This is a genomic window from Flavobacterium sp. KACC 22763, assembly GCF_028736155.1.
Classification (GTDB): Bacteria; Bacteroidota; Bacteroidia; order Flavobacteriales; family Flavobacteriaceae; genus Flavobacterium.
In genome coordinates, this window is record NZ_CP117879.1 from 3,384,493 (window position 1) to 3,405,552 (window position 21,060).

The 21,060-nt window shown below is 32.9% G+C and carries 23 protein-coding genes and 1 tRNA gene; 16 read left to right on the plus strand and 8 right to left on the minus strand.

The genetic code is table 11. The annotated features are described in order from the left end of the window. Nucleotides 1–76: 76 nt before the first annotated feature. Both PQ463_RS13835 and PQ463_RS13840 read right to left on the minus strand, forming a co-directional pair. Nucleotides 77–658: a porin family protein gene (locus tag PQ463_RS13835; protein WP_274254204.1), complete on the minus strand. Its 582-nt coding sequence runs from the start codon at nucleotides 656–658 to the stop codon at nucleotides 77–79. A gap of 189 nt (nucleotides 659–847) precedes the next feature. Beyond that, the gene (locus PQ463_RS13840) at nucleotides 848–1,357 is read right to left on the minus strand and encodes a putative outer membrane beta-barrel protein (protein ID WP_274254205.1); all 510 of its coding nucleotides are present in this window, start codon (nucleotides 1,355–1,357) and stop codon (nucleotides 848–850) included. A gap of 292 nt (nucleotides 1,358–1,649) precedes the next feature. On the opposite strand from PQ463_RS13840, the gene PQ463_RS13845 reads away from it, so the two are divergent. The 3 genes from PQ463_RS13845 (at nucleotide 1,650) to PQ463_RS13855 (ending at nucleotide 5,415) form a co-directional block, all read left to right on the plus strand. Continuing rightward, nucleotides 1,650–2,207 (plus strand): porin family protein, encoded by a 558-nt coding sequence (locus tag PQ463_RS13845; RefSeq protein ID WP_111424559.1) that lies wholly within the window; start codon nucleotides 1,650–1,652, stop codon nucleotides 2,205–2,207. A 135-nt stretch (nucleotides 2,208–2,342) separates the two neighbouring features. Beyond that, a complete protein-coding gene (gene aroQ / locus PQ463_RS13850) occupies nucleotides 2,343–2,756 on the plus strand; it encodes a type II 3-dehydroquinate dehydratase (protein WP_066035150.1) in 414 nt (137 codons plus the stop codon). A 169-nt stretch (nucleotides 2,757–2,925) separates the two neighbouring features. Further along, nucleotides 2,926–5,415, plus strand: a complete 2,490-nt coding sequence (locus PQ463_RS13855; RefSeq protein WP_274254206.1) for a DUF5686 and carboxypeptidase regulatory-like domain-containing protein — start codon at nucleotides 2,926–2,928, stop codon at nucleotides 5,413–5,415. A gap of 220 nt (nucleotides 5,416–5,635) precedes the next feature. Here PQ463_RS13855 and PQ463_RS13860 read toward each other — a convergent pair whose 3' ends face one another. The 4 genes from PQ463_RS13860 to PQ463_RS13875 form a co-directional block, all read right to left on the minus strand. Next, complete coding sequence (locus tag PQ463_RS13860; RefSeq protein WP_274254207.1) at nucleotides 5,636–6,511, minus strand: cation diffusion facilitator family transporter; 876 nt, start codon at nucleotides 6,509–6,511, stop codon at nucleotides 5,636–5,638. Between the two features lie 154 nt (nucleotides 6,512–6,665). Continuing rightward, nucleotides 6,666–7,979, minus strand: a complete 1,314-nt coding sequence (murA, locus tag PQ463_RS13865; protein WP_144338813.1) for a UDP-N-acetylglucosamine 1-carboxyvinyltransferase — start codon at nucleotides 7,977–7,979, stop codon at nucleotides 6,666–6,668. Nucleotides 7,980–8,181: 202 nt separating this feature from the next. Continuing rightward, nucleotides 8,182–8,907: a DUF4290 domain-containing protein gene (locus PQ463_RS13870; RefSeq protein ID WP_111424556.1), complete on the minus strand. Its 726-nt coding sequence runs from the start codon at nucleotides 8,905–8,907 to the stop codon at nucleotides 8,182–8,184. A gap of 4 nt (nucleotides 8,908–8,911) precedes the next feature. Beyond that, the gene (locus PQ463_RS13875) at nucleotides 8,912–9,208 is read right to left on the minus strand and encodes a DUF493 family protein (RefSeq protein ID WP_111285800.1); all 297 of its coding nucleotides are present in this window, start codon (nucleotides 9,206–9,208) and stop codon (nucleotides 8,912–8,914) included. Nucleotides 9,209–9,460: 252 nt separating this feature from the next. On the opposite strand from PQ463_RS13875, the gene PQ463_RS13880 reads away from it, so the two are divergent. The 7 genes from PQ463_RS13880 (at nucleotide 9,461) to PQ463_RS13910 (ending at nucleotide 16,170) form a co-directional block, all read left to right on the plus strand. Then, nucleotides 9,461–10,372 (plus strand): alpha/beta hydrolase family protein, encoded by a 912-nt coding sequence (locus PQ463_RS13880; protein WP_274254208.1) that lies wholly within the window; start codon nucleotides 9,461–9,463, stop codon nucleotides 10,370–10,372. 17 nt (nucleotides 10,373–10,389) lie between these two features. Beyond that, nucleotides 10,390–11,172 carry a hypothetical protein gene (locus PQ463_RS13885; protein WP_274254209.1) on the plus strand — a complete coding sequence of 261 codons (783 nt, stop codon included), beginning with the start codon at nucleotides 10,390–10,392 and terminating at the stop codon, nucleotides 11,170–11,172. Nucleotides 11,173–11,586: 414 nt separating this feature from the next. Then, nucleotides 11,587–12,120 carry an AAA family ATPase gene (locus PQ463_RS13890; RefSeq protein ID WP_111380110.1) on the plus strand — a complete coding sequence of 178 codons (534 nt, stop codon included), beginning with the start codon at nucleotides 11,587–11,589 and terminating at the stop codon, nucleotides 12,118–12,120. 65 nt (nucleotides 12,121–12,185) lie between these two features. Next, on the plus strand, nucleotides 12,186–14,081 hold the full coding sequence (locus PQ463_RS13895) for a RecQ family ATP-dependent DNA helicase (protein ID WP_274254210.1): 1,896 nt from the start codon (nucleotides 12,186–12,188) through the stop codon (nucleotides 14,079–14,081). Beyond that, nucleotides 14,081–15,028 carry a methionyl-tRNA formyltransferase gene (fmt, locus tag PQ463_RS13900; protein ID WP_274254211.1) on the plus strand — a complete coding sequence of 316 codons (948 nt, stop codon included), beginning with the start codon at nucleotides 14,081–14,083 and terminating at the stop codon, nucleotides 15,026–15,028. The genes PQ463_RS13895 and fmt overlap by 1 nt, the downstream gene beginning before the upstream one ends. Nucleotides 15,029–15,208: 180 nt before the next feature. Further along, complete coding sequence (locus PQ463_RS13905) at nucleotides 15,209–15,481, plus strand: HU family DNA-binding protein (protein WP_008464760.1); 273 nt, start codon at nucleotides 15,209–15,211, stop codon at nucleotides 15,479–15,481. A 128-nt stretch (nucleotides 15,482–15,609) separates the two neighbouring features. Beyond that, nucleotides 15,610–16,170, plus strand: coding sequence for a YqgE/AlgH family protein (locus PQ463_RS13910; protein WP_008464759.1), 561 nt, complete (start codon nucleotides 15,610–15,612; stop codon nucleotides 16,168–16,170). Here the strand turns inward: PQ463_RS13910 and PQ463_RS13915 are convergent. Both PQ463_RS13915 and PQ463_RS13920 read right to left on the minus strand, forming a co-directional pair. After that, nucleotides 16,167–17,003 (minus strand): aminotransferase class IV, encoded by an 837-nt coding sequence (locus PQ463_RS13915; RefSeq protein ID WP_274254212.1) that lies wholly within the window; start codon nucleotides 17,001–17,003, stop codon nucleotides 16,167–16,169. The two genes, PQ463_RS13910 and PQ463_RS13915, sit on opposite strands and share 4 nt — an antisense overlap. Nucleotides 17,004–17,057: 54 nt before the next feature. Then, the gene (locus PQ463_RS13920; protein WP_111285785.1) at nucleotides 17,058–17,450 is read right to left on the minus strand and encodes an START-like domain-containing protein; all 393 of its coding nucleotides are present in this window, start codon (nucleotides 17,448–17,450) and stop codon (nucleotides 17,058–17,060) included. Between the two features lie 150 nt (nucleotides 17,451–17,600). Between PQ463_RS13920 and PQ463_RS13925 the strand changes: the two genes are divergently transcribed. The 6 genes from PQ463_RS13925 (at nucleotide 17,601) to PQ463_RS13950 (ending at nucleotide 20,976) form a co-directional block, all read left to right on the plus strand. After that, nucleotides 17,601–17,674, plus strand: a tRNA-Met gene (locus PQ463_RS13925). 75 nt (nucleotides 17,675–17,749) lie between these two features. Then, the gene (locus PQ463_RS13930) at nucleotides 17,750–18,157 is read left to right on the plus strand and encodes an ACT domain-containing protein (protein WP_274254214.1); all 408 of its coding nucleotides are present in this window, start codon (nucleotides 17,750–17,752) and stop codon (nucleotides 18,155–18,157) included. Nucleotides 18,158–18,231: 74 nt separating this feature from the next. Further along, nucleotides 18,232–18,489 carry a hypothetical protein gene (locus PQ463_RS13935; protein WP_111380101.1) on the plus strand — a complete coding sequence of 86 codons (258 nt, stop codon included), beginning with the start codon at nucleotides 18,232–18,234 and terminating at the stop codon, nucleotides 18,487–18,489. Nucleotides 18,490–18,679: 190 nt separating this feature from the next. Further along, nucleotides 18,680–19,048, plus strand: coding sequence for a hypothetical protein (locus PQ463_RS13940; RefSeq protein ID WP_274254215.1), 369 nt, complete (start codon nucleotides 18,680–18,682; stop codon nucleotides 19,046–19,048). 20 nt (nucleotides 19,049–19,068) lie between these two features. Next, on the plus strand, nucleotides 19,069–20,487 hold the full coding sequence (locus tag PQ463_RS13945) for an aminotransferase-like domain-containing protein (RefSeq protein WP_274254216.1): 1,419 nt from the start codon (nucleotides 19,069–19,071) through the stop codon (nucleotides 20,485–20,487). A 6-nt stretch (nucleotides 20,488–20,493) separates the two neighbouring features. Beyond that, nucleotides 20,494–20,976, plus strand: a complete 483-nt coding sequence (locus tag PQ463_RS13950; RefSeq protein WP_274254217.1) for a GNAT family N-acetyltransferase — start codon at nucleotides 20,494–20,496, stop codon at nucleotides 20,974–20,976. Nucleotides 20,977–21,060: the final 84 nt, after the last annotated feature.

The following is a 21,060-nucleotide window of genomic DNA, read 5'->3' on the forward strand; positions in this document are numbered from 1 at the left end:
ATAATACATATTTAAATAGAGACATAAAAAAACCTTCCGTTATCAGGAAGGTTTTTCAAATATTTTAAAATTCAGATTAGAATTTATATCCTAAAGAAATCTGAAAATTACCATTTTTTGCGCTATCATAGTAATCATCTGAATCATCAATATCTCTATCAGAAATAGGAGACAAACCGATAGTATAACGAAGACCTACAAAGAAATTTTCAGTAAAATCATAACCTGCTCCTAAATTAAAGCCTAAATCTGTTGATCTAGTATAATCTTTGAAATCTTCACCATCTGATTTAGCTGATAGTAAAATACCTAGTTGTGGACCAGCTTCTACACTAAACTTTTTGTCAACAATGTAATACTTTGCTAATACAGGAATGTTTAAATAATTTAATTTTAAGTCTGCGTCAGATCCAAAAGGACCATCAAATTTAGCTCCTTGAGCAGAGAATAAAAGCTCAGGCTGAATAAAAAACTTTTCAACTACATGGATTTCTGCTAAACCACCAACATGAAATCCTACCAATGATTTACTATTGTCTACATCTCCTCCAACAATACTTGAAATGTTAAGACCACCTTTTACTCCAAATCTTGTTGACTGTGCATTTGTGAATGCAAAAGCCATAATTGCAATGGCAGATAAAATAATTTTTTTCATTCTAATTTGTTTTGGGTTAAATTAATGAGTCCAAATATAAAAATATTCTTCATAAATGTTTATTAGGAATTTAACAAATAAAATAGTAACTATCACGCTGATTGTTAATTTTAGATTAAGTCAATTAAAATAAAAACAAAAGCCCTTTCATTTCTGAAAAGGCTCTTAAAAAACACTATTAACTAAATCTTAAAAGTGTAATGCAAATCCAATATTGAATTGGAAAACATCTTTTCCATAATCTTCGTTCATTGAAATATTGTAACGAAGTCCTGGTTCAATAGAAACATTTTTCCCAACAAACCAAGCATATCCTCCTTGTAAACCTAAGTACGAAGGATTTTCATTAGCATCTTTAATGCTTGCTCCTGTATAAGAAGCTTCAAGAGGAAATTTATTTAACAAATAATATTTCGCTCCTACTTTATAAGAAAATGCATTGTCACTGTGTCCAAAATCATTATAACCAAGACCTGCTTTTACTGCCAAATTATCAGCAACAAAGTAACCACCTTCTGCACCAAGTCCCCATGACGTTTCCCCGTCTTCAGATCTCAAACTAAATCCTGTATTACCAACATTAGTAGCCCCGAAAGAAGTATTAGTTTCAATTAACCATTTCCCTTTTGCTGTTTGTTCTTGAGCATTTGCCCAACCGAAAGTCATTACTGCAATAGCAGCTAAAACAATTTTTTTCATAATTTTTTTTAAATATTATTTGATTAATATTCAACAAAACTAAGATTAGACCTACAAAACATACTCCCCAATAAGTTTAAAAAGTATCAAAATAAGACAAAAATAAAACCGGTTTTGAACAATTGAAAATCAAAGCATTGAAAGAATAAAAGAGGTTTTTCGAACGTAAAAAATCAATTTGAGTGGGAATTTTAGTAATTATTTAATGCAAATTATAATGCAATAAAATGCTAAATATGTAGTTTTGAACTTTAAATAACATTTTAAAATACCAATTTTTAAAAACCTTTTTATGAAGAAAATACTTTTAGCAGCTTTTATGTTCATTGCAACATCAGCGGCAGTACAAGCACAATTATTGAAATTAGGGGTAAAAGCAGGGGTTAACTTTGCTAGTCAAACTGGAGACTTTCCAGACCAAATTAATAAAGATGGAATTACTAGTTACCATGCTGGTTTGGTCGCTGAAGTAAAATTATTAGACAAATTCTCTATTCAGCCAGAGCTTTTATACTCTACTGTTGGTGCATCTTATAAATTTAGTGACGTTAGTGAAGATGTAAAAAACGAACTAGGATATATTTCTATTCCAGTAATGGCTAAATTTTACTTAAACAACACTTTTAGCTTAGAAGTTGGTCCACAAGCTTCTTTCTTGGTAAGTGAAAGAAATGATTTTGATGTTAAGAATGGTGAAACTTTTGAATTTGGTCTTAATGCTGGGTTAGGTGTTAAACTTACTGAAAACATCTTTTTGCAAGGACGTTACGGCTTAGGATTGACAGAAGCTTCAAAAAATGCTGACATTAAAAACTCTGTATTCCAAATTTCTGCTGGATTCATGTTCTAAAAGAATATCACATACTTTTATAAAAACCGCTCTATTTATTAGTGCGGTTTTTTTTATTTTTACACTTATATGTGAAGTGTCATTTGTGAAATGTAAAATGCTTTTGCATCACTTAATTAAAAACAAAATTACTTTATGAAAATCTGCATTATCAACGGCCCCAATTTAAACCTTTTAGGAAAACGTGAACCAGAAGTTTATGGAAGCCAGACTTTTGAAGATTATTTTGAAACGTTGAAACAAAAGTTCCCGAATATTGAACTTTCTTATTACCAAAGCAATATTGAAGGCGAACTGATTGGTAAAATTCAGGAAGTTGGTTTTTCATTTGATGGAATTATTCTAAACGCTGGAGCCTATACTCATACTTCTATCGGTTTGGGCGATGCTATGAAAGCCGTTACCACACCAGTAATTGAGGTTCACATTTCAAATACTTACGCTCGTGAGAGCTTTAGACATCAATCGTATTTATCTGGAAATGCCAAAGGTGTTATTTTAGGCTTCGGACTAAAAAGTTACGAATTGGCTATTCAATCATTTTTATAATTTTTTTCAACAAATGTCATCCTGAGCGTAGTCGAAGGCTAATGAAAAAGACGGGCCTTCGACTACGCTCAGCCTGACAAACAAGTCAGTAGTTACTTATCGAATTTAACAAATTATTAATAAGCTCAGATTTAACTTATTATATTTTTGTAAGATATACCACACTTGCATGAGAAACTATACTATACTTGCCTTTCTATTTTTTTCACTTTCCAATTTTGCTCAAATCAGAGGAACCGTAACAGACGATAAAGGAAATCCGCTGCCCTTTGTATCCGTTTTTGAAGAAAACACTTATGCTGGAACCACTACAAATGAGCAGGGAAAATATCAGCTGAATGTAAAAGAAATTGGAGGAAACATTATCACTTTTCAATATTTAGGCTATAAAACAAAAAAAGTAACTATTATCGCTGCAACGAGGCTAGTCAATGTAGATGTTAGCCTTCAGGAAGAAAGTTTCGCTTTAAATGAAGTTATCATTGATCCTAAAAACAATCCTGCTAATGCTATTATAAAAAGTGCAATAGCAAATAAAAAAGAAAACTCAGATAAAACCGGAAGATACACAGCCGATTTCTATTCGAAAGGAATGTTTAAAGTCAAAGATCTACCTAAAAAGATCTTGGGCAAAAAAGTAGATTTAGGCGATGATATGGGTTCAAATTTAGATTCAACAGGAACAGGGATTTTGTATTTATCTGAAACTATTTCGAAAGTCACTTTTGAAAAACCTGATAAGTTAAAAGAGAAAATTATTGCTTCTAAAATTTCAGGAAACAATCGTGGTTATAGCTATAACACAGCTGCTTTATCGACTTATGATTTTTATGACAATACTTTAGATTTTGATGTAAAACTTATCTCTCCTATCGCCGATAATGCTTTCAATTATTATAAATACAAATTAGAAAGCACTTTTTATGACGACAATAACCACCAGATTAATAAAATCAAAGTTATCCCGAAACGTGATAAAGAACCAGTTTTTGAGGGTTATATTTATATTGTAGATGACAGTTTTGCGATTTATGCCATTGATCTCGATATTAAAGGGTATCGAATGAAAAATGAGTTTACAGAAGTGATGACTCTAAAACAGAGTTTTAGCTACAATACCAAAAATAAAATCTGGTCTAAGAATGCACAAACGCTTTCTTTTAATGCAGGCATTTTTGGAATAAAATTTTCTGGGAATTTCAACTATGTATACTCCAATTATGAATTTCCTGATTCTTTTGACAAGAAAACTTTCGGAAACGAAATTGTTGCTTTTGAACTTAATGCCAACAAAAAAGATGATGCTTTCTGGAACGAAATTCGTCCAATTCCGCTAACAATTGAAGAAAGCAGTGATTATGCAAAAAAAGACAGTTTGCAAACCATTAGAAAATCAAAAAAATATACAGATTCTATTGATGCTAAAAATAATAAGTTTAAGGTTTGGGACATTTTAATGGGTTATGATTACAAAAACACATTTAAAAAATATTCCTTTGATTATAAAGGCCTGCTTAACATTGCTTCTTTGAGTTTTAATACCGTTCAGGGTTTTAATTTGGATTCTGGTTTCTCTTTTAGAAAATGGGATGAAGAAAAAGGAACAAACACTTCAATAAGCACCACTTTTAACTATGGCTTTTCTGACGAACGTTTTCGTGCAATTGGTGAATTTAGCCATCGTTTCAATACAATAAATCATGCTACAATATGGGGTTCTGGAGGCGTAAAAACAGCCCAGTTTAATAGCGCTGAACCAATTAGCAAATTTGTCAATTCTATAAGTTCTTTATTCTTTAAAGACAATTATATGAAGCTTTATAACTTAGAATTTGCTGAAATCAATTACGGACAAGATATTGCAAATGGAATAAATCTTACCGGAAAAGTTGGTTACGAACAGCGTAAACCGCTTTTCAACACAACCGATTATTCTTTCTTTAAAAAAGATGATGTTTACTCATCTAATAATCCTTTGGCGCCAAACGATTTTACAACTCCAGCATTTGATCAGCATCATTTGTTTAAAGCTCTCGTGACAACAAGAATCAATTTCGGCAGTAAATACATCTCAAGGCCAGACGGAAGATTCAACATTAAAAACGACAAATATCCTACAGTTTATCTGGCATTTGAAAAAGCTTTCGCGGCAAGTGAAAAAAAATATGAATATGAAAGAATCGGTGCTTCTGTCCAATACGATTTATCACTTGGAAATAAAGGTCTTTTAGGAACCAATTTTAGAGGAGGAAAATTCTTTAATGCCGAAAACATTTCGTTTATCGATTATAGACATTTTAATGGAAATCAAACTCACATCGGAACAAGTGATCGCTATTTGAATGTCTTTAATATGATGCCTTATTATTCTAACAGCACAAACGATAGTTATTTTGAAATACACACAGAATATAATGATACTGGTTTTATCATGAATAAAATTCCGCTGTTGAATCTTCTGAAATCGACAATGAATGTTGGTTTTCACGCTTTAGCAATTCCAGACAGAAAGCCATATTCTGAGTTTACTGTTGGATTAGACAATCTAGGCTTTGGAAAATTCAAATTATTCCGAGTCGATTATGTTCATTCTTACCAAGGCGGCATTCAGCAAAATGGGGTGGTTTTTGGCTTGAAGATTTTAAATGCGTTGGATTAAAGATGCTAAGGTCCTGAGAGACAAAGGCTCAGAGTTTAAATGCTTTGTGAGATTTCTTTTCGAAGCTTCATGACGCTCAGCAGACAAATATATCAAATAGAAAATCCGCTTATTTAATATAATAAACGGATTTTTTATTTCAATCTTTGATAAAAGTTTCAGCGAAAAAACCTTCGCACCTTTAAACCTTCGCACCTTTAAACCTTTGCAACTTTGCACCTTAAGAATAATCATCTGGCTCTATATGTATCAAAACATTTCCTAACTGCGGAATTTGTTCTTTCAATGTATCTTGTAATTTGTGAGATAAATCATGACCTTCTTTAACAGAAATTTTAGCTGAAACTATTGCGTGAAGATCGACATGATAACGCATTCCAGCTTTTCGTATGTAACATTTTTCTGTTCCAAGTATTCCAGGAACTGTCAAGGCAACAACACGAATTTCTTCTACCAAATCATCGTTTAGATTTTCATCCATGATTTCTCCAAGTGCAGGTCTGAAAATTTTATAACTATTGTAGAGAATAAAAAAAGCCGCAAAAAGTGCAGCCCAATCATCTGCAGATTCGTAGCCTTTTCCCATAATTAAAGCAATCGAAATCCCGATAAAAGCTGCTACAGAAGTTATTGCATCGCTTCTATGATGCCAAGCATCGGCAGCTAGAGAAGTACTATTGGTTTGTTTGCTTCTTTTCATCACCAAACGAAAAGAGTATTCTTTCCAAATAATAATAGCACCTAAAACATACAAGGTCCAAGATTTAGGCAAATCGTGTGAAGTGCCTATATTGGCAATACTTTCGTAACCAATAATAGTTGCCGAAGTAATCAAAAAACCTACAACCAAAAACGTAATTAGAGGTTCTGCACGGCCATGACCATAAGGGTGATTTTCATCTGCTGGTTTGTTCGAATATTTGATTCCAAACAGCACCAAAAAAGACGCAAATATATCCGTCGTTGATTCAATTGCGTCTGCAATTAAGGCATAAGAATTGCCAAAAAAACCTGCAAGACCTTTTATAAGGGCCAAGCAGGTGTTTCCAACTATACTAAAGATAGTAGCTTTTATAGCTTTTTGTTCGTTTGTCATTTAAAGACATTTATTTTTTTGCCACGAATTACACAAATTACACGAAGACTAACATTGTGTTTTATTTCATTAATTTTTAAAAATTAAATTCGTGTAATTGAATTTCAAAAATTAAAAATTAGTGCAATTTGTGTAATTCGTGGCTAACTTTTATTTAAGCTCTAACGATTTTTGCGCCGATTGCTCTTAAACGCTCATCGATACGCTCGTATCCACGATCGATTTGCTCGATATTCTGAATTGTACTTGTTCCTTTTGCAGAAAGAGCAGCAATCAATAATGAAATTCCTGCACGAATATCAGGAGAAGACATTGTGGTTGCTTTCAATTGAGATTCGAAATTATGCCCCATAACCACAGCTCTGTGCGGATCACATAACATGATTTTTGCTCCCATATCGATTAATTTGTCCACGAAAAACAAACGGCTTTCAAACATTTTTTGGTGAATTAAAACGTCTCCTTTAGCTTGAGTTGCTACAACCAAAACGATGCTTAATAAGTCAGGTGTAAATCCTGGCCAAGGCGCATCGGCAATAGTTAAGATAGAACCGTCAATATCTGTTTTTACTTCATATCCATCTTTGTGAGCTGGAATATAAATATCATCATTACGTTTTTCAACTGTAATACCCAATTTTCTAAAAGTGTTCGGAATTAAACCTAAGTTTTCCCAGCTAACATTTTTGATGGTGATTTCGCTTTTTGTCATAGCCGCAAGACCAATCCAAGAACCGATTTCGATCATATCAGGAAGAATTCTGTGCTCGCAACCTCCAAGGCTTTCAACACCTTCGATAGTCAATAAGTTAGAACCAACTCCTGTGATTTTAGCTCCCATAGAGTTAAGCATTTTACACAATTGCTGTAAGTAAGGCTCACAAGCTGCGTTATAAACTGTAGTTGTTCCTTTTGCTAAAACCGCAGCCATTACAATATTTGCAGTTCCAGTTACAGAAGCTTCATCTAGAAGCATATCTGTTCCTTTAAGACCTTCTTTCGGAGTTTCTACTCCATAAAAATGATCTTCTCTGTTATATCTAAATTTTGCTCCAAGGTTAATAAAACCTTCAAAGTGTGTATCTAATCTACGGCGACCGATTTTATCTCCTCCTGGTTTTGGAATATATCCTTTTCCGAAACGAGCCAAAAGCGGACCAACAATCATAATAGAACCACGAAGCGCTCCACCTTCTTTTTTGAAAGCTTCAGTTTCTAAATATCCAACATTAACTTCATCAGCTTGAAAAGTAATAGAACCCGGTTCGTTACGTTGAATTTTCACCCCTAAATTCCCCAACAAAGTGATTAATTTATTGATGTCTATAATATCAGGAATGTTATTAATTTTCACTTTCTCTCCTGTTAGAAGCACGGCACATAAAATTTGTAATGCCTCATTCTTTGCTCCTTGCGGAGTGATTTCTCCTTTTAAAGGAGTTCCTCCTTCGATTTTAAAAATTCCCATAGATTTTTTTTAGATTCTTTCAAAGTTTCTAAGATTCTGAGACTCTAAGATTCTAAGTAAAAAAACTCAGCAACTTAGAAGCTTAGCAGCTTAGCAGCTTTTTTATTTTTGTTTTTGTTTATTTTAAAATTTCTAAGAGTCTAAGAAAACTTAGCAACTTAGTCCCGATAGTTATCGGGATAGCCTCTTAGCAACTTTTTTTTTACTTCTGATTATTGTTTTTTTGAAAATTCTTTTTCTGACCGCCTTTGTTATTGTTGTTTTTGTTATTCTGAATTTTAGGCTGTGTTCCAGAAGCAGTTTTATTAGACATACGTTTGTTTGTACGCATTAAATCAGTTGTATTTAGCAGTTCTTCTGTACTGTGCAATAAATTGATTTTGCCTCCAGATAATTCATATAAATGCTCAAAAATCACATCATCTTTTACGGTGTCTTTGTTCCAGCTTAAGAAAGATTTTTTCATGTGATTGGCAATGACCATCACCAGTGCATTTTTCATCTCGCCTTCTTCCCATTTATTTGCAACTTCAATCATGTATTTGATATTATTGCCATAAAATCTGTATTTAGGAAAATTCTGCGGATACTGCAATATCTCTGGCTTTAGCTGCAAAACATCTCTTGACGGAATCGGGTAAGGAGACTCAACATTCAGTTTAAAATCAGACATAATAAAAAGCTGATCCCAAAGTTTATGCTGAAAATCTGGCACATCACGCAAATGCGGATTTAGGCTTCCCATAACCTGAATGATATATTTTGCGGCTTTATTGCGCGTTTCATCATCTTCGATTGCAGTTGCCTGATCAATCAGTTTTTGCAAGTGACGACCATATTCCGGGATAATCAGACGTTGCCTTTCAGAATTGTATTCTAAATTATACACAACGTCGCTTGCGGCTTCTCTTTTATATTTTTCGATCATAAGTTTATAATGAAACTATACCTTCTATTGTAGAAACTTCTTTGTATTTACTGATCACATCATCTGAGCTGTGCATCGTAACATCTACAGAAACACTGGTAAATTTACCTGTTTTAGATTTTGTTGTTTTAATAACCGCTCCCATTCTATCAAAAGCTTTTTCAACACGCTCTACATTATCACCTACAGAAGGCACAATAAATTTATACAAATATTCTGCTGGCCAAGTGTTTGCGTTATCAAGTTCTACTTTTAATCTTTCGTAAAATTCGGCGGTGTTTTTTTCTTTATCGTTCTCCATTCGTAATTAAAAATAAACGCAAATATACGGTTTTGATTTCAGATTTATGATTTTAGATTTTAGATTTTTTGACTCTAAAAATGAGGCTGTTTTTTTGCCACAAATTACACTAATTAACACAAATTATTAAATCCTAAAATTCAATTTCCCTAATTTTAATTAACTTGGCAAATCAAAAAATAATAATTAGCGAAAATTCGTGGCAAAAAAACTTTGCGACTTCGCGACTTTGCGAAATTAAAACACATTACAATGAAAAAACTCCTTTTACTTCTTATCGCTTTTACACTAAATTCAGTTCAAGCACAAGAGATTAAAACACTAACGTATTTCCAAAACGACACATTAAAATTGGATCTAGATTTATATCTGCCAAAGAAAAAAGCTGGTGAAAAAATTCCGCTGATTATGTTTGCTTTTGGTGGAGGCTTTTCTGGTGGAGAACGAACAAATGAAAAAGATTTTGGAAAATTCATGTCACAAAATGGTTATGCCGTTGCGAGCATTTCATATAGTTTATACATGAAAGGAAAAGATTTTGGCTGTAAAGGAACTTTGACCGAAAAAATAAAAGCGATTCAAATTGGCGTGAGCGATATGTGGCAAGCAACAGCCTTCATGATTGAGAATGCGGATAAATACAATCTTGATACTTCAAAAATCTTTATTTCCGGAATTAGCGCTGGAGCAGAAATTGGTTTCCATGCTTCGTTTTGGGATTATAAATTAATGAATTTATACAAAAGCAATCTCCCAGAAAACTTCAAATACAAAGGTTTTATCGGTGGTTCTGGAGCAATACAGGATATTAATTTGATTACGAAAGAAAAAGCAATTCCGATGTTATTGGCTCACGGAAGCAATGATGACACAGTTCCTTATGCAGCAGGTTCGCACCGTTCTTGTCCGACAAATGCTTCTGGCTGGCTAATTCTTTTTGGTTCTTATGCCGTTTACAATCAAATGACTGATTTACATAAAGACATCGAACTGATTACTTTCTGCGGCGGCGGACATGAATTTTCGGGTTATCTTTTTCACCAAGGACAGCAATATGTTTTGGATTTTGTAAATGATGTTTTGAATGGCAAAAAATTCCAATCTCATTTGATTGTTCCTTCTAAAAACGGAAAAAGCTCTGGGAAGTATTTGTTTTGTGAGTAAATAAACAGACTAGATTTATGAAAATAAACTATGTATTATCATTCTTCATTTTAGCATTAAACATGCAATGTCAAAATGAAAATTCTAAAAAAACAGCTCCTAAAATTGAAAAGATTAGAGCTATAAATAATTACAATTTTATACAAAATTCGAGTTTTAAATTTCAATTCTTTTCTGATAGTTCTTACGTTTTCACTATTGATGAAAAAGGTTTAAATCATGAAAAACTAGAAAAATTTAATGATTATTGTTATAAAAAAAACGACACTATTTATTTCAGTCAAACACGTTTTCGCTATAACGGAAGCACAAAAGCAGTCATAAAAAACAATTTTATCGAATTCATTGATGGTGATTTTCCACTAAAAATTGAAATCAAAAAAAATCTATATTACACAAAAAACCATTTAGATTTAAAAAATTATAATGATTACGCTTTTTTTAGTTTTGAAGAAAAATTTCACAAAAGATATTTTCAAAACCAACCTGGAAAACTAAAAGCCTCAGATTTAACTCAGAACGAATTAGCGGAGTTGGACAAAATTTTAAGAAAATGCTTTTCGAAAAACAATACTAAACTTAGAAAAATAGATCAATACCTAAAACAGTGTATTGTTGTTGTAAATGAAAAACAAGAAAAAGAAATTTTGGTAAATTGTTACTGTAAAGATTCTGATTTGGATAAGAAATTTCAATATGACTTAATAGATATGAGTGACGGCGGAAATTGCAATATTAGTTTAAAAATTAATTTGACTACACGTAATTATTCAGATTTAAATATTTCGGGAAGTGCATAAAGCTTTTTTTGTTATTTCATTTAGAGTTTGCTCCAGCGGAGCAAAATATTTATAGCAAATACAATTTCTCACACATCAAAAAGCTCCAGCGGAGCGACATATAAATCACTTTAAATACGTCGCTCCGCTGGAGCTTTATATTAATAACGCATAATTCTTCTATAAATATGTCGTTCCTCTGGGACTTTTTTCTTTTCTAAAGTTATTTTTTCAATAACTCCAAAAACAAAACCATCTCTCCTTTTTAACCCTGATGGAAGCGAAAATCCTTTTGCTTTTTCCTTTAAAAAGCAAAAGATTGTAGCGAACAGCAGGAAACCATGCCAACTAAAAATGCCAAATCTTTCGTTTCTGATAAATATTCTTTTTAATTATAAATAAGTTTAGGTAAATTTGCGCTTTATTTTTAGAATAGTGCAAAAAGAAATTATAGTCTTGCTTGGCGGACCAGGTACTGGAAAATCAACACTTATTAACGAATTGGTAGCTCGTGGCTTTTGCTGCTATCCTGAAATTTCAAGACAGGTTACCATGAAAGCGCAACAACAAGGCATTGAACAGTTGTTTCTGGAACAGCCGCTTTTGTTTAGCGAAATGTTATTGGAAGGTCGTATTGAACAATATAAAAATGCTCTTGAAGAACCTGACAATGTGGTTTTTATTGACCGAGGAATTCCAGATGTGGTAGCTTATATGGATTATATTGGTGATGAATATCCAGAGAATTTCGTTAAAGCGTGCGAAGATTATAAATATTCTAAAACTTTTATTTTACCGCCTTGGGAAGAAATTTACCAAAGTGATTCTGAACGTTATGAAAATTTTGATCAGGCTGTAAAAATCCAAGAGCACCTTGTTGAAACTTACAAAAAATATGGTTACGAACTTATTGAAGTTCCTAAAGATACAGTTGAAAACAGAATTCTTTATATCTTAGACAAAATTTAGCAGTATGGTTTAAAGTTGCAAAACTAGAAACTGTTTTCTAAATTTTTAACTTTAAAACCAAGGCAATGCTCGGAGCACAGGATATTCTTCTAAAATACTGGAAACACGACAGTTTTAGACCGTTGCAAAAAGAAATTATCGATTCTGTTCTTGAAGGACAGGATACTTTTGCGGTACTCCCGACAGGCGGAGGAAAATCGATTTGTTTTCAGGTTCCCGCTATGATGCAGGAAGGAATTTGTCTTGTTATTTCTCCTTTGATTGCTTTAATGAAAGATCAGGTAGCTAATCTGCAGAAAAGGGATATAAAAGCGATTGCGCTTACGGGCGGAATTCACACTGAAGAATTGATTGATCTTCTTGATAATTGCCAGTACGGAAATTATAAATTTCTCTACTTATCTCCAGAGCGTTTGCAATCGGATTGGATTCTGGAGCGCATTAAAAATTTACCCATCAATTTAATTGCTATTGACGAGGCGCATTGTGTTTCTCAATGGGGTCATGATTTTAGACCTGCTTATCTTAAAATTTCGGAGCTGAAAAAGTTCTTTCCAAAAATTCCGTTTTTGGCTTTGACAGCTACAGCAACTCCAAGAGTTATTGAAGATATCAGATCGCAGTTAGAATTAAAAAATCCAAAACATTTTCAACAATCCTTTGAGCGAAAAAATATCGCTTATATGGTTTTTGAAGTTGAAGATAAATTATACCGCACGGAACAAATTCTCAAAAAAAATCCGCAGCCTTCTATTATATATGTGCGAAATCGCAAAGCATGCCTAAACATGTCTTCACAATTGCAGTCACTTGGCTTTACGGCTACATATTATCATGGTGGACTTTCATCAAAAGAAAAAGATAAAAACATGCAGTTGTGGATGTCTGAGCAGGCGCAGGTTATTGTAGCCACGAATGCTTTCGGAATGGGAATTGACAAAGACAATGTAAAAACGGTTATACATACACAGCTTCCAGAAAACTTAGAAAATTATTATCAGGAATCGGGGCGCGCTGGACGAAATGGCGCAAAAGCTTTTTCGGTTTTACTTTATAACAATTCAGATTCCATCCAGACAGAACAACAGTTTTTGAGTATTCTTCCCGACAAGAAGTTCCTTAAAACCATGTATAACAAACTTTGCAATTATTTTCAGATTGCATACGGAGAAGGTTTAGATGAATCTTTCTCATTCAAGTTAAATCATTTCTGCAATAAATATGAGTTCCCGACTTTAAAAACTTATAATGCTTTACAGTTTTTGAATCAGCAAGGAATTATTACGATGTCTCAGGAATTCTCTGAAAAAATTAGCATTCAGTTTTTAATTGAATCTAAAGAAGTGATTCGATACGTGAGTCTGAACCCGAATGACGAAGAAATCATTCTGGCGATTTTACGAACTTATCCTGGGGTTTACGAAATGAAGTCTAATCTGAATCTAGGGCTAATTGCTAAAAAATCAAATCGTCCCGAAGAACAGGTTATCGCTCTTTTAGAAAAACTGAAAGAAAAAGAAATTATAGAATACAAATCTAAAAACAACGACGCTACTATATTGTTTAACGAAGTCCGCGAAGACGATCTTACTATAAATAGAGTTGCGAAATATTTAGAAAAACAAAATGAGGTTAAAAAAGAACAGCTTTTATCTGTTCTACATTATATAAAAGACAACAAAACCTGCAAAAATAGATTGGTTCTGGATTATTTTGGAGAAGAAACAATCGAAAATTGCGGCATTTGCTCGTACTGCATTACACAAAAAGGAAAAATTACAGAAGCCGATTCGATTGCTGACAAAATTTTGTCTCTGCTTAGAACAGCTTCTCTGACTTCGAGAGAAATTGAAAACCAGATAAAAATGGATGCAAAAGACATTCTGTTGGTTCTTCAGGAATTACTCGAAAACAATCATATCATTATACAAGCGAATAATAAATACACTTTAAAATCATAATGGAGAAATTGAGAATTATATTTATGGGAACACCAGAATTTGCTGTTGGCATTTTGGATACCATTATTAAAAATAACTATGAAGTTGTTGGCGTAATTACTGCTTCAGATAAACCTGCAGGACGCGGACAAAAAATAAAATATTCGGCTGTAAAAGAATATGCTCTTGCTAACAATCTTACTTTATTACAGCCAACCAATTTGAAAGACGAAAATTTCTTAGCAGAATTAAAAGCGCTAAATGCTAATTTACAAATTGTAGTTGCCTTTAGAATGCTTCCAAAGGTTGTTTGGGAAATGCCAAGTTTAGGAACTTTTAATCTTCATGCTTCATTGCTTCCAAATTATCGCGGGGCCGCCCCTATTAACTGGGCCATTATTAACGGAGAAACTAAAACTGGAGTTACTACTTTCTTTATTGATGATAAAATTGACACTGGCGCCATGATTTTAAATTCTGAAATCGACATTGAACCAGAAGAAACAGCAGGACAACTGCATGATCGTTTAATGCATTTAGGAAGCGCAACTGTAATTGATACTTTAAAAGTTATTGAAAACGGAAATGTTACCACAACAATTCAAGAAGATAACGACGATATCAAAACAGCGTACAAGTTAAACAAAGAGAACTGCAAAATTGATTGGACAAAATCTGGAGCAGAAATCAATAATCTGATTCGTGGTTTAAGTCCGTATCCTGCTTCTTGGTGTTATTTGAAAGACCAAAACGAAGAATTGAACATCAAAATTTATGAAGCAAAACTAATCTCAGAATCACATTCTTACGAGATTGGAAAGCTCATTAGCAGTAAAAAAGAAATTAAGATTGCAATAAAAGACGGTTTTATTCAGTTATTAAGTTTACAATTTCCAGGAAAAAAGAGAATGCTTGCTTCAGAATTATTAAATGGGGTGAGTTTTTCAGAAGCTGCAAAAGTGTATTAACGTCAGTAAAACAGGGGTTTGTACTTGTTTTTTATCGATAAACAACACTCTTTATGAACAAAAAAAGCAAGTTATCAACAATTTTTGCTAAAAATAAAGAAAACACTTGCACGCAACGGATTTCCTACTAAATTTGTGTATTAACAATTTTTTTTAACCAACAATTAATAACTAATTATTATGAACAAATCAGAATTAATCGATGCTATCGCTGCTGATGCAGGAATTACAAAAGCTGCGGCTAAATTAGCTTTGGAGTCTTTTTTAGGTAATGTAGGAACTACTTTGAAAAAAGGTGGAAGAGTTTCATTAGTAGGTTTCGGATCATGGTCAGTATCTTCAAGAGCTGCTAGAGACGGTAGAAACCCTCAAACAGGAAAAACTATCAAAATCGCAGCTAAAAACGTTGTAAAATTTAAAGCTGGTGCTGAATTAGAAGGTGCAGTGAACTAAGTAAGAAAGTTCTCTAAACTTATAATATAATTAAAACCTTCCATCTGGAAGGTTTTTTTATGCGGTTTAACGATTTTATTTGGGATTTTAATTTTTTTATGACTAAATTTAATAAAAATTGTAACCGTATGATTTCAGAAAAATTAAAAAAAGGACACCTGCTTATTGCCGAGCCTTCAATAATTGGAGATTTATCTTTTAACAGATCGGTAATTTTATTAGCAGACCATAACAAGGAAGGATCAATAGGTTTTATAATTAACAAGCCATTAAAATATACTATTAATGACTTGATCCCTGAGATTGATGCTAACTTTAAGATATATAACGGCGGCCCTGTAGAACAAGACAACCTTTATTTTATTCACAATATTCCTGAGTTAATTCCAAACAGTGTGGAAATTTCTAATGGGATTTATTGGGGAGGCGATTTCGAGTCCACTAAGGACCTAATAAACAACGGATCTATTAGCAAAAACAATATACGTTTTTTCTTGGGCTATACCGGTTGGGAAGAAAATCAGCTTGAGAATGAGATGCAAGGAAACTCATGGATCATTGCTGATAATAATTACAAAAATAAAATTATCGGAAAATCTACTACTCACTTTTGGAAAGAGCAGATTATTGAGCTTGGCGGCGATTATCTTATTTGGTCTAATGCACCTGAAAATCCATATCTGAATTAATTTTCAGAGATGGATTCATTTAGTCGTTGCACTAATAAATGAGCCAGATTTGTTGCGAACTCCTTTTTTCGATATTTAGTTATCGGTTGTATTCCTGTGATTACATTGGTCAGAAATAATTCATCAGCTTTTTGAAGATCAAACGGCGAAATTACTTCTTCTACAACCTCTATGCCTTCTACTTTTTTAGCTAGGGCTAAAATCTGTTTACGCATAATACCGTTTAAAGCACCTTCAGAAACTGGAGGTGTAATAAGCTTTTTACCCGTTACCATAAAAATATTCCCTTGAAGCACTTCTACAACATTTTTACTATCGTTCAGTAAAATGCAATTGGCGAGGTCATTTTCGTTTGCATAAATACTTCCTGTAATATTAATCATTTTATTAGTCGTTTTAAGAGACGACAATAATTGTTTTGTTACATAGAAGTCTTTATAAAGGTCTACTTCGTATTCATTTGTATTTACAGAGTAAGCTTTGTTTCCTAGAGAAATGGCGTTGATTAAGAATGAAATATCATTACTTTTTGGAAGATACAAACCGCCATCATTTCTAAAAACGGTAATTCTTGCACGTGCCGAAGCTGCGATTCCTTGCTCATTTACTAGATTAAGAATCTGTTCTTCAAAATATTCCATTGTAAAATCCATAGGAATCATCATTCTAACTACACGCATTGAAGCCATTAGTCTGAAATAATGATCCTCAAGAAACAAGATTTTTCCGTTGACAATTTTTACTGTTTCAAATATTCCGTCACCATACAAAAAAGCGCGGTTAAGAGTTAGTATATTATCTTCCTTCCCTATGTTTCCGTTAAAATTAATCATAAAAAAACCCTGAATTTTGTTCAGGGCAAATATAAGGTATAAAATAGACTTTTACTAAACAGATCCTATAAGATGTTTTAGATCTGAGATTTGGTTCTCCCACAACTGTTTAGCTTCGCCTAATTCTTCTTTATCGGCAAAATCTACTACCATAAGCGATACATCTTTAGTCAATTCATCAACTAAAATATGGAGTTCAAAAAAGTACTCAGTATCCTTACTGCTTTCGTCAACCCATTTAAATTTTACTTTTTCGCCAGATTTTTTTGAAGCCAAGCGTGCTTTTTCCTGCGAATCATTCCAGATGAAAGTAAAAAATTCACCTCTCGAATTAACATTGTCAGCAAACCATTCTTGTAAACCTGACGGAGTTGATATATATTGATACAATAATTGTGGCGAAGAATTGATCGGAAACTCGATTTCGTAACGTATTTTTGAATCCATGTGCTACTTTAATTTTTTTCGAAATATAAGAATATATGTCCAAAAACAATGCATTTTTAAAAATATTTTTTTTTCTTCATTTTATGCTTGTATGCTTTAATAATATTTATATCTTTGCACCCGCAATCAGGAATTCATGATAGCAGTCCAGGCGAGGTAGCTCAGTTGGTTAGAGCGCAGGATTCATAACCCTGAGGTCACGGGTTCAACTCCCGTCCTCGCTACAAGAAGGTAAAACCCTTAAACAGAAATGTTTAAGGGTTTTTTATTATTTTTAAATAAAAAACAAACCTGTTTTTATGGAAGGCGAAATAAATTTAAACACTATTTTGGAGAATCTTAATCCAGTTCTTAACGACGGAAAATATGTTTTTACAAAAGTAGATTCACTAGATCAGATTCCTTTTTCAAAAATTTTGTTTCTATTTAAAGAAAAAGAAGGAATCACTATAGTATTAGAAAAACGCTTTGCAGAAGAACTTAATCTTAAATTCTCATACATTGCTTCTTGGATTACTCTCGAAGTTCATTCTGCTTTGGCTGCTGTAGGTTTAACGGCGGCATTTTCTCAAGCTTTAGGAAATGCCAATATCAGCTGCAATGTAGTTGCGGCATATTTACACGACCATATATTTGTTGATGAAAAGGACGCTTTTAAAGCGATGGATGTATTGTTGAAATTAAAACAAGAAAATAAAAATTCTTAGCAATTAAAAAATCAAAAAATATCTATAATAACTCCCATTAAAATAGTTATTTTGCAGAGGTAATTTTCTAATATATGGACATAGTAAAATTTAAGATCACATCTAAAACAATCAAAGTAGAAGTACGCAATTCGAATAATTATGTTTTTAATTTCAATACTGCTTTAGATATTGCCAAAGAAGACAAAGATGTTTTATTAAAATTGTACAATGCACTCGACCTACTTTTTAAAAAAGAACAAGTTGCCGAAAACAAAAATTACATTTCGCCAAATCAGACTAATATATTAGATCAGATCTCTGCTGCAGATTTGGAAAAAGAAAACCAATAAGCATTTTCTTTTTCCTTTCAAACAATATAAAAAATACAAAAAGTCCTTGAATAAAAAATTCAAGGACTTTCTTTTTATAATTATTTCCTCCTCTTCTCAAAAAACCGTAATTTTATCTGTACCCATAAAAAAATCATTTTCTGTATCTGTACCCAAATCTGCAATAGCAATAATTTTGCTAAAAAAAGATATGGAATCTAAAGCAGTTACTCAGAAAAAAATAAATTTTAGAGAAGTTTATGTATTTGATATGGAAGTTTTGCAAAACATCTTCATTCAAAATATGCGTGAGAAAGCGGAAGACAAAATGCTTTTTGGAATCCCTTTTCTTCTCTGCGAAAAAGACAATAAAATAAATTCGTTTGCCAGTTTAATTTTAAATCAAAACAACGAGATAGAATTTAGAATTTATGATGACGGTAGTTTAACAAATGAAGATAAAGCACTATTTAACAATTATATCAAAAATTTCCTGAAGAAGAAAAATAGCGCTAATTTCAACAATGCCGCACAACTCAGACAAAGCACCAATCAGTTTGTCCATTGTCTGTCTTTTTAAACGCTTAAGAAAAAGCAAAAATGAAAAATCGAGAAACATTATACTTGAAACTTGCCAAAATCATTGAAGATCAGATTCACAATGAGACTTTAGTATTTGGCGACAAATTGCCTTCTGTACGAAGTGCACAAAAATTGTATAATGTAAGTTTGAACACTATTAAACAAGCTTATCTAGAATTGGAAAGCCGTTCGCTTATAGAGTCACGTCCAAAAACGGGATATTACGTGAGTAAAAGTTCGCAGCGTACAACAGCACTTCCAACAATTGCGAGTATAGACAATAAGGAGACAAAAAATACTCCCGAAGAGCTTATTGATAAAGTTTTTGGCACCATCACCCAAGTCGACGTAACCCAATTTGCACTTGGTATACCTGGAAAGAATTTCCTGCCCATCGCAAAACTGAATAAAGGAATCATCAATGCTGTTCGCAACAGAGACGACGCAGGAACTGCTTACGAGCCAGTTCAAGGACCCGAAAGTCTTCGTCGTGCTATTGCAAAATGGGCACTAGTGATGGAAGGAAAAATTACCGAAGATGATATTGTCATTACTTCTGGTGCAATGCATGCAATTTATAACGCACTTATGGCAGTGACATCTCCTGGAGACAGTGTTGCAGTAGAAAGCCCAGCTTATTTTGGAATACTTCAGGCGATAAAAGAATTAGGTTTAAAAGCAGTTGAAATTCCGACACATCCTTTGTTCGGATTAGACCTCGAAGCTTTGAAAAAAGTTCTTCCCGAAATTAAAGCCTGCTGTTTTATTACCAATTTCAATAATCCGATGGGATTTCAAATGCCTGACGATAACAAAAAGGAATTGGTTAAACTGATCACGCAATATAACGTTCCGCTGATTGAAGATGATATTTATGGTAATGTTTACTTTGGCGCAGAACGTCCGAAACCCTGTAAATTTTATGATGAAGCCGGTTTAGTTTTATGGCTCGGATCGGTTTCAAAAACACTTGCGCCTGGATATCGAGTTGGGTGGATTGCTCCCGGAAAATTTAAGGATAAAATTATTCGTCAGAAATTGGTTCAGACGGTTTGCAATTCTTCATTGTATTCAGATGTTATTACAGATTTCTTAGAACACGGACGTTACGATCATCATTTAAAAACATTCCGAAATAAGCTTTATGCCAATTATCTACAGATGAATCGTGCTGTCGAAACTTATTTCCCAGACAACACCAAAATTGCACAGCCAAAAGGTGGTTTTATGCTGTGGCTAGAATTAGATGAAAGAATATCAACAACAGAATTATTCAATACGGCCCTAAACCAGAAAATTAATTTCGCGCCCGGAAGAATTTTTTCGCAGTACAATCAATACAACAATTGCATGCGAATGAATTATGCATTGGAATGGAATGAGCGCGTAGAATCTGATTTAGAAAAATTGGGCAGAATTATAAAAAACAGTATTTAATGTATTATGAAAAATAAAGAGCAAGTAGAAATAGTAACTTATAAACCTGAGTATCAAAAAAGCTTTAAGGATTTAAACATAGAATGGATTTCAAATTATTTTGTGGTTGAACCTAATGATGTGAAAGCGTTAGATCACGCCGAAGAATATATTATAAATAAAGGTGGAGAAATTTTTTCCGCAATTTTAAATGATGAAGTTTTAGGTGTTTGCGCTTTAATTAAAAGTAACGGAAAAGAGTACGATTATGAATTGGCTAAAATGGCTGTAAGTCCGAAAGCGCAAGGAAAAGGCGTTGGAAATTTATTGGCAGAATCGGCTATAAAATGGGCTAAGGAAAAAGGAGCTTCTAAAATCTATCTGGAAAGCAATACAAAACTGAAACCTGCTATTAAATTGTATGAAAAATTAGGTTTTAAAGAAATAACAGGCGTATCTTCTTCTTATGACAGAGTAGACATTCAAATGATGCTAAACATTAATTTTTAGATTAGTAGAACCAAAATAAAAAAAGTAGAACCCTTGACATTTCTGTTTAAGGGTTTTTTATTTGAAACAAATTGTAACATTTAA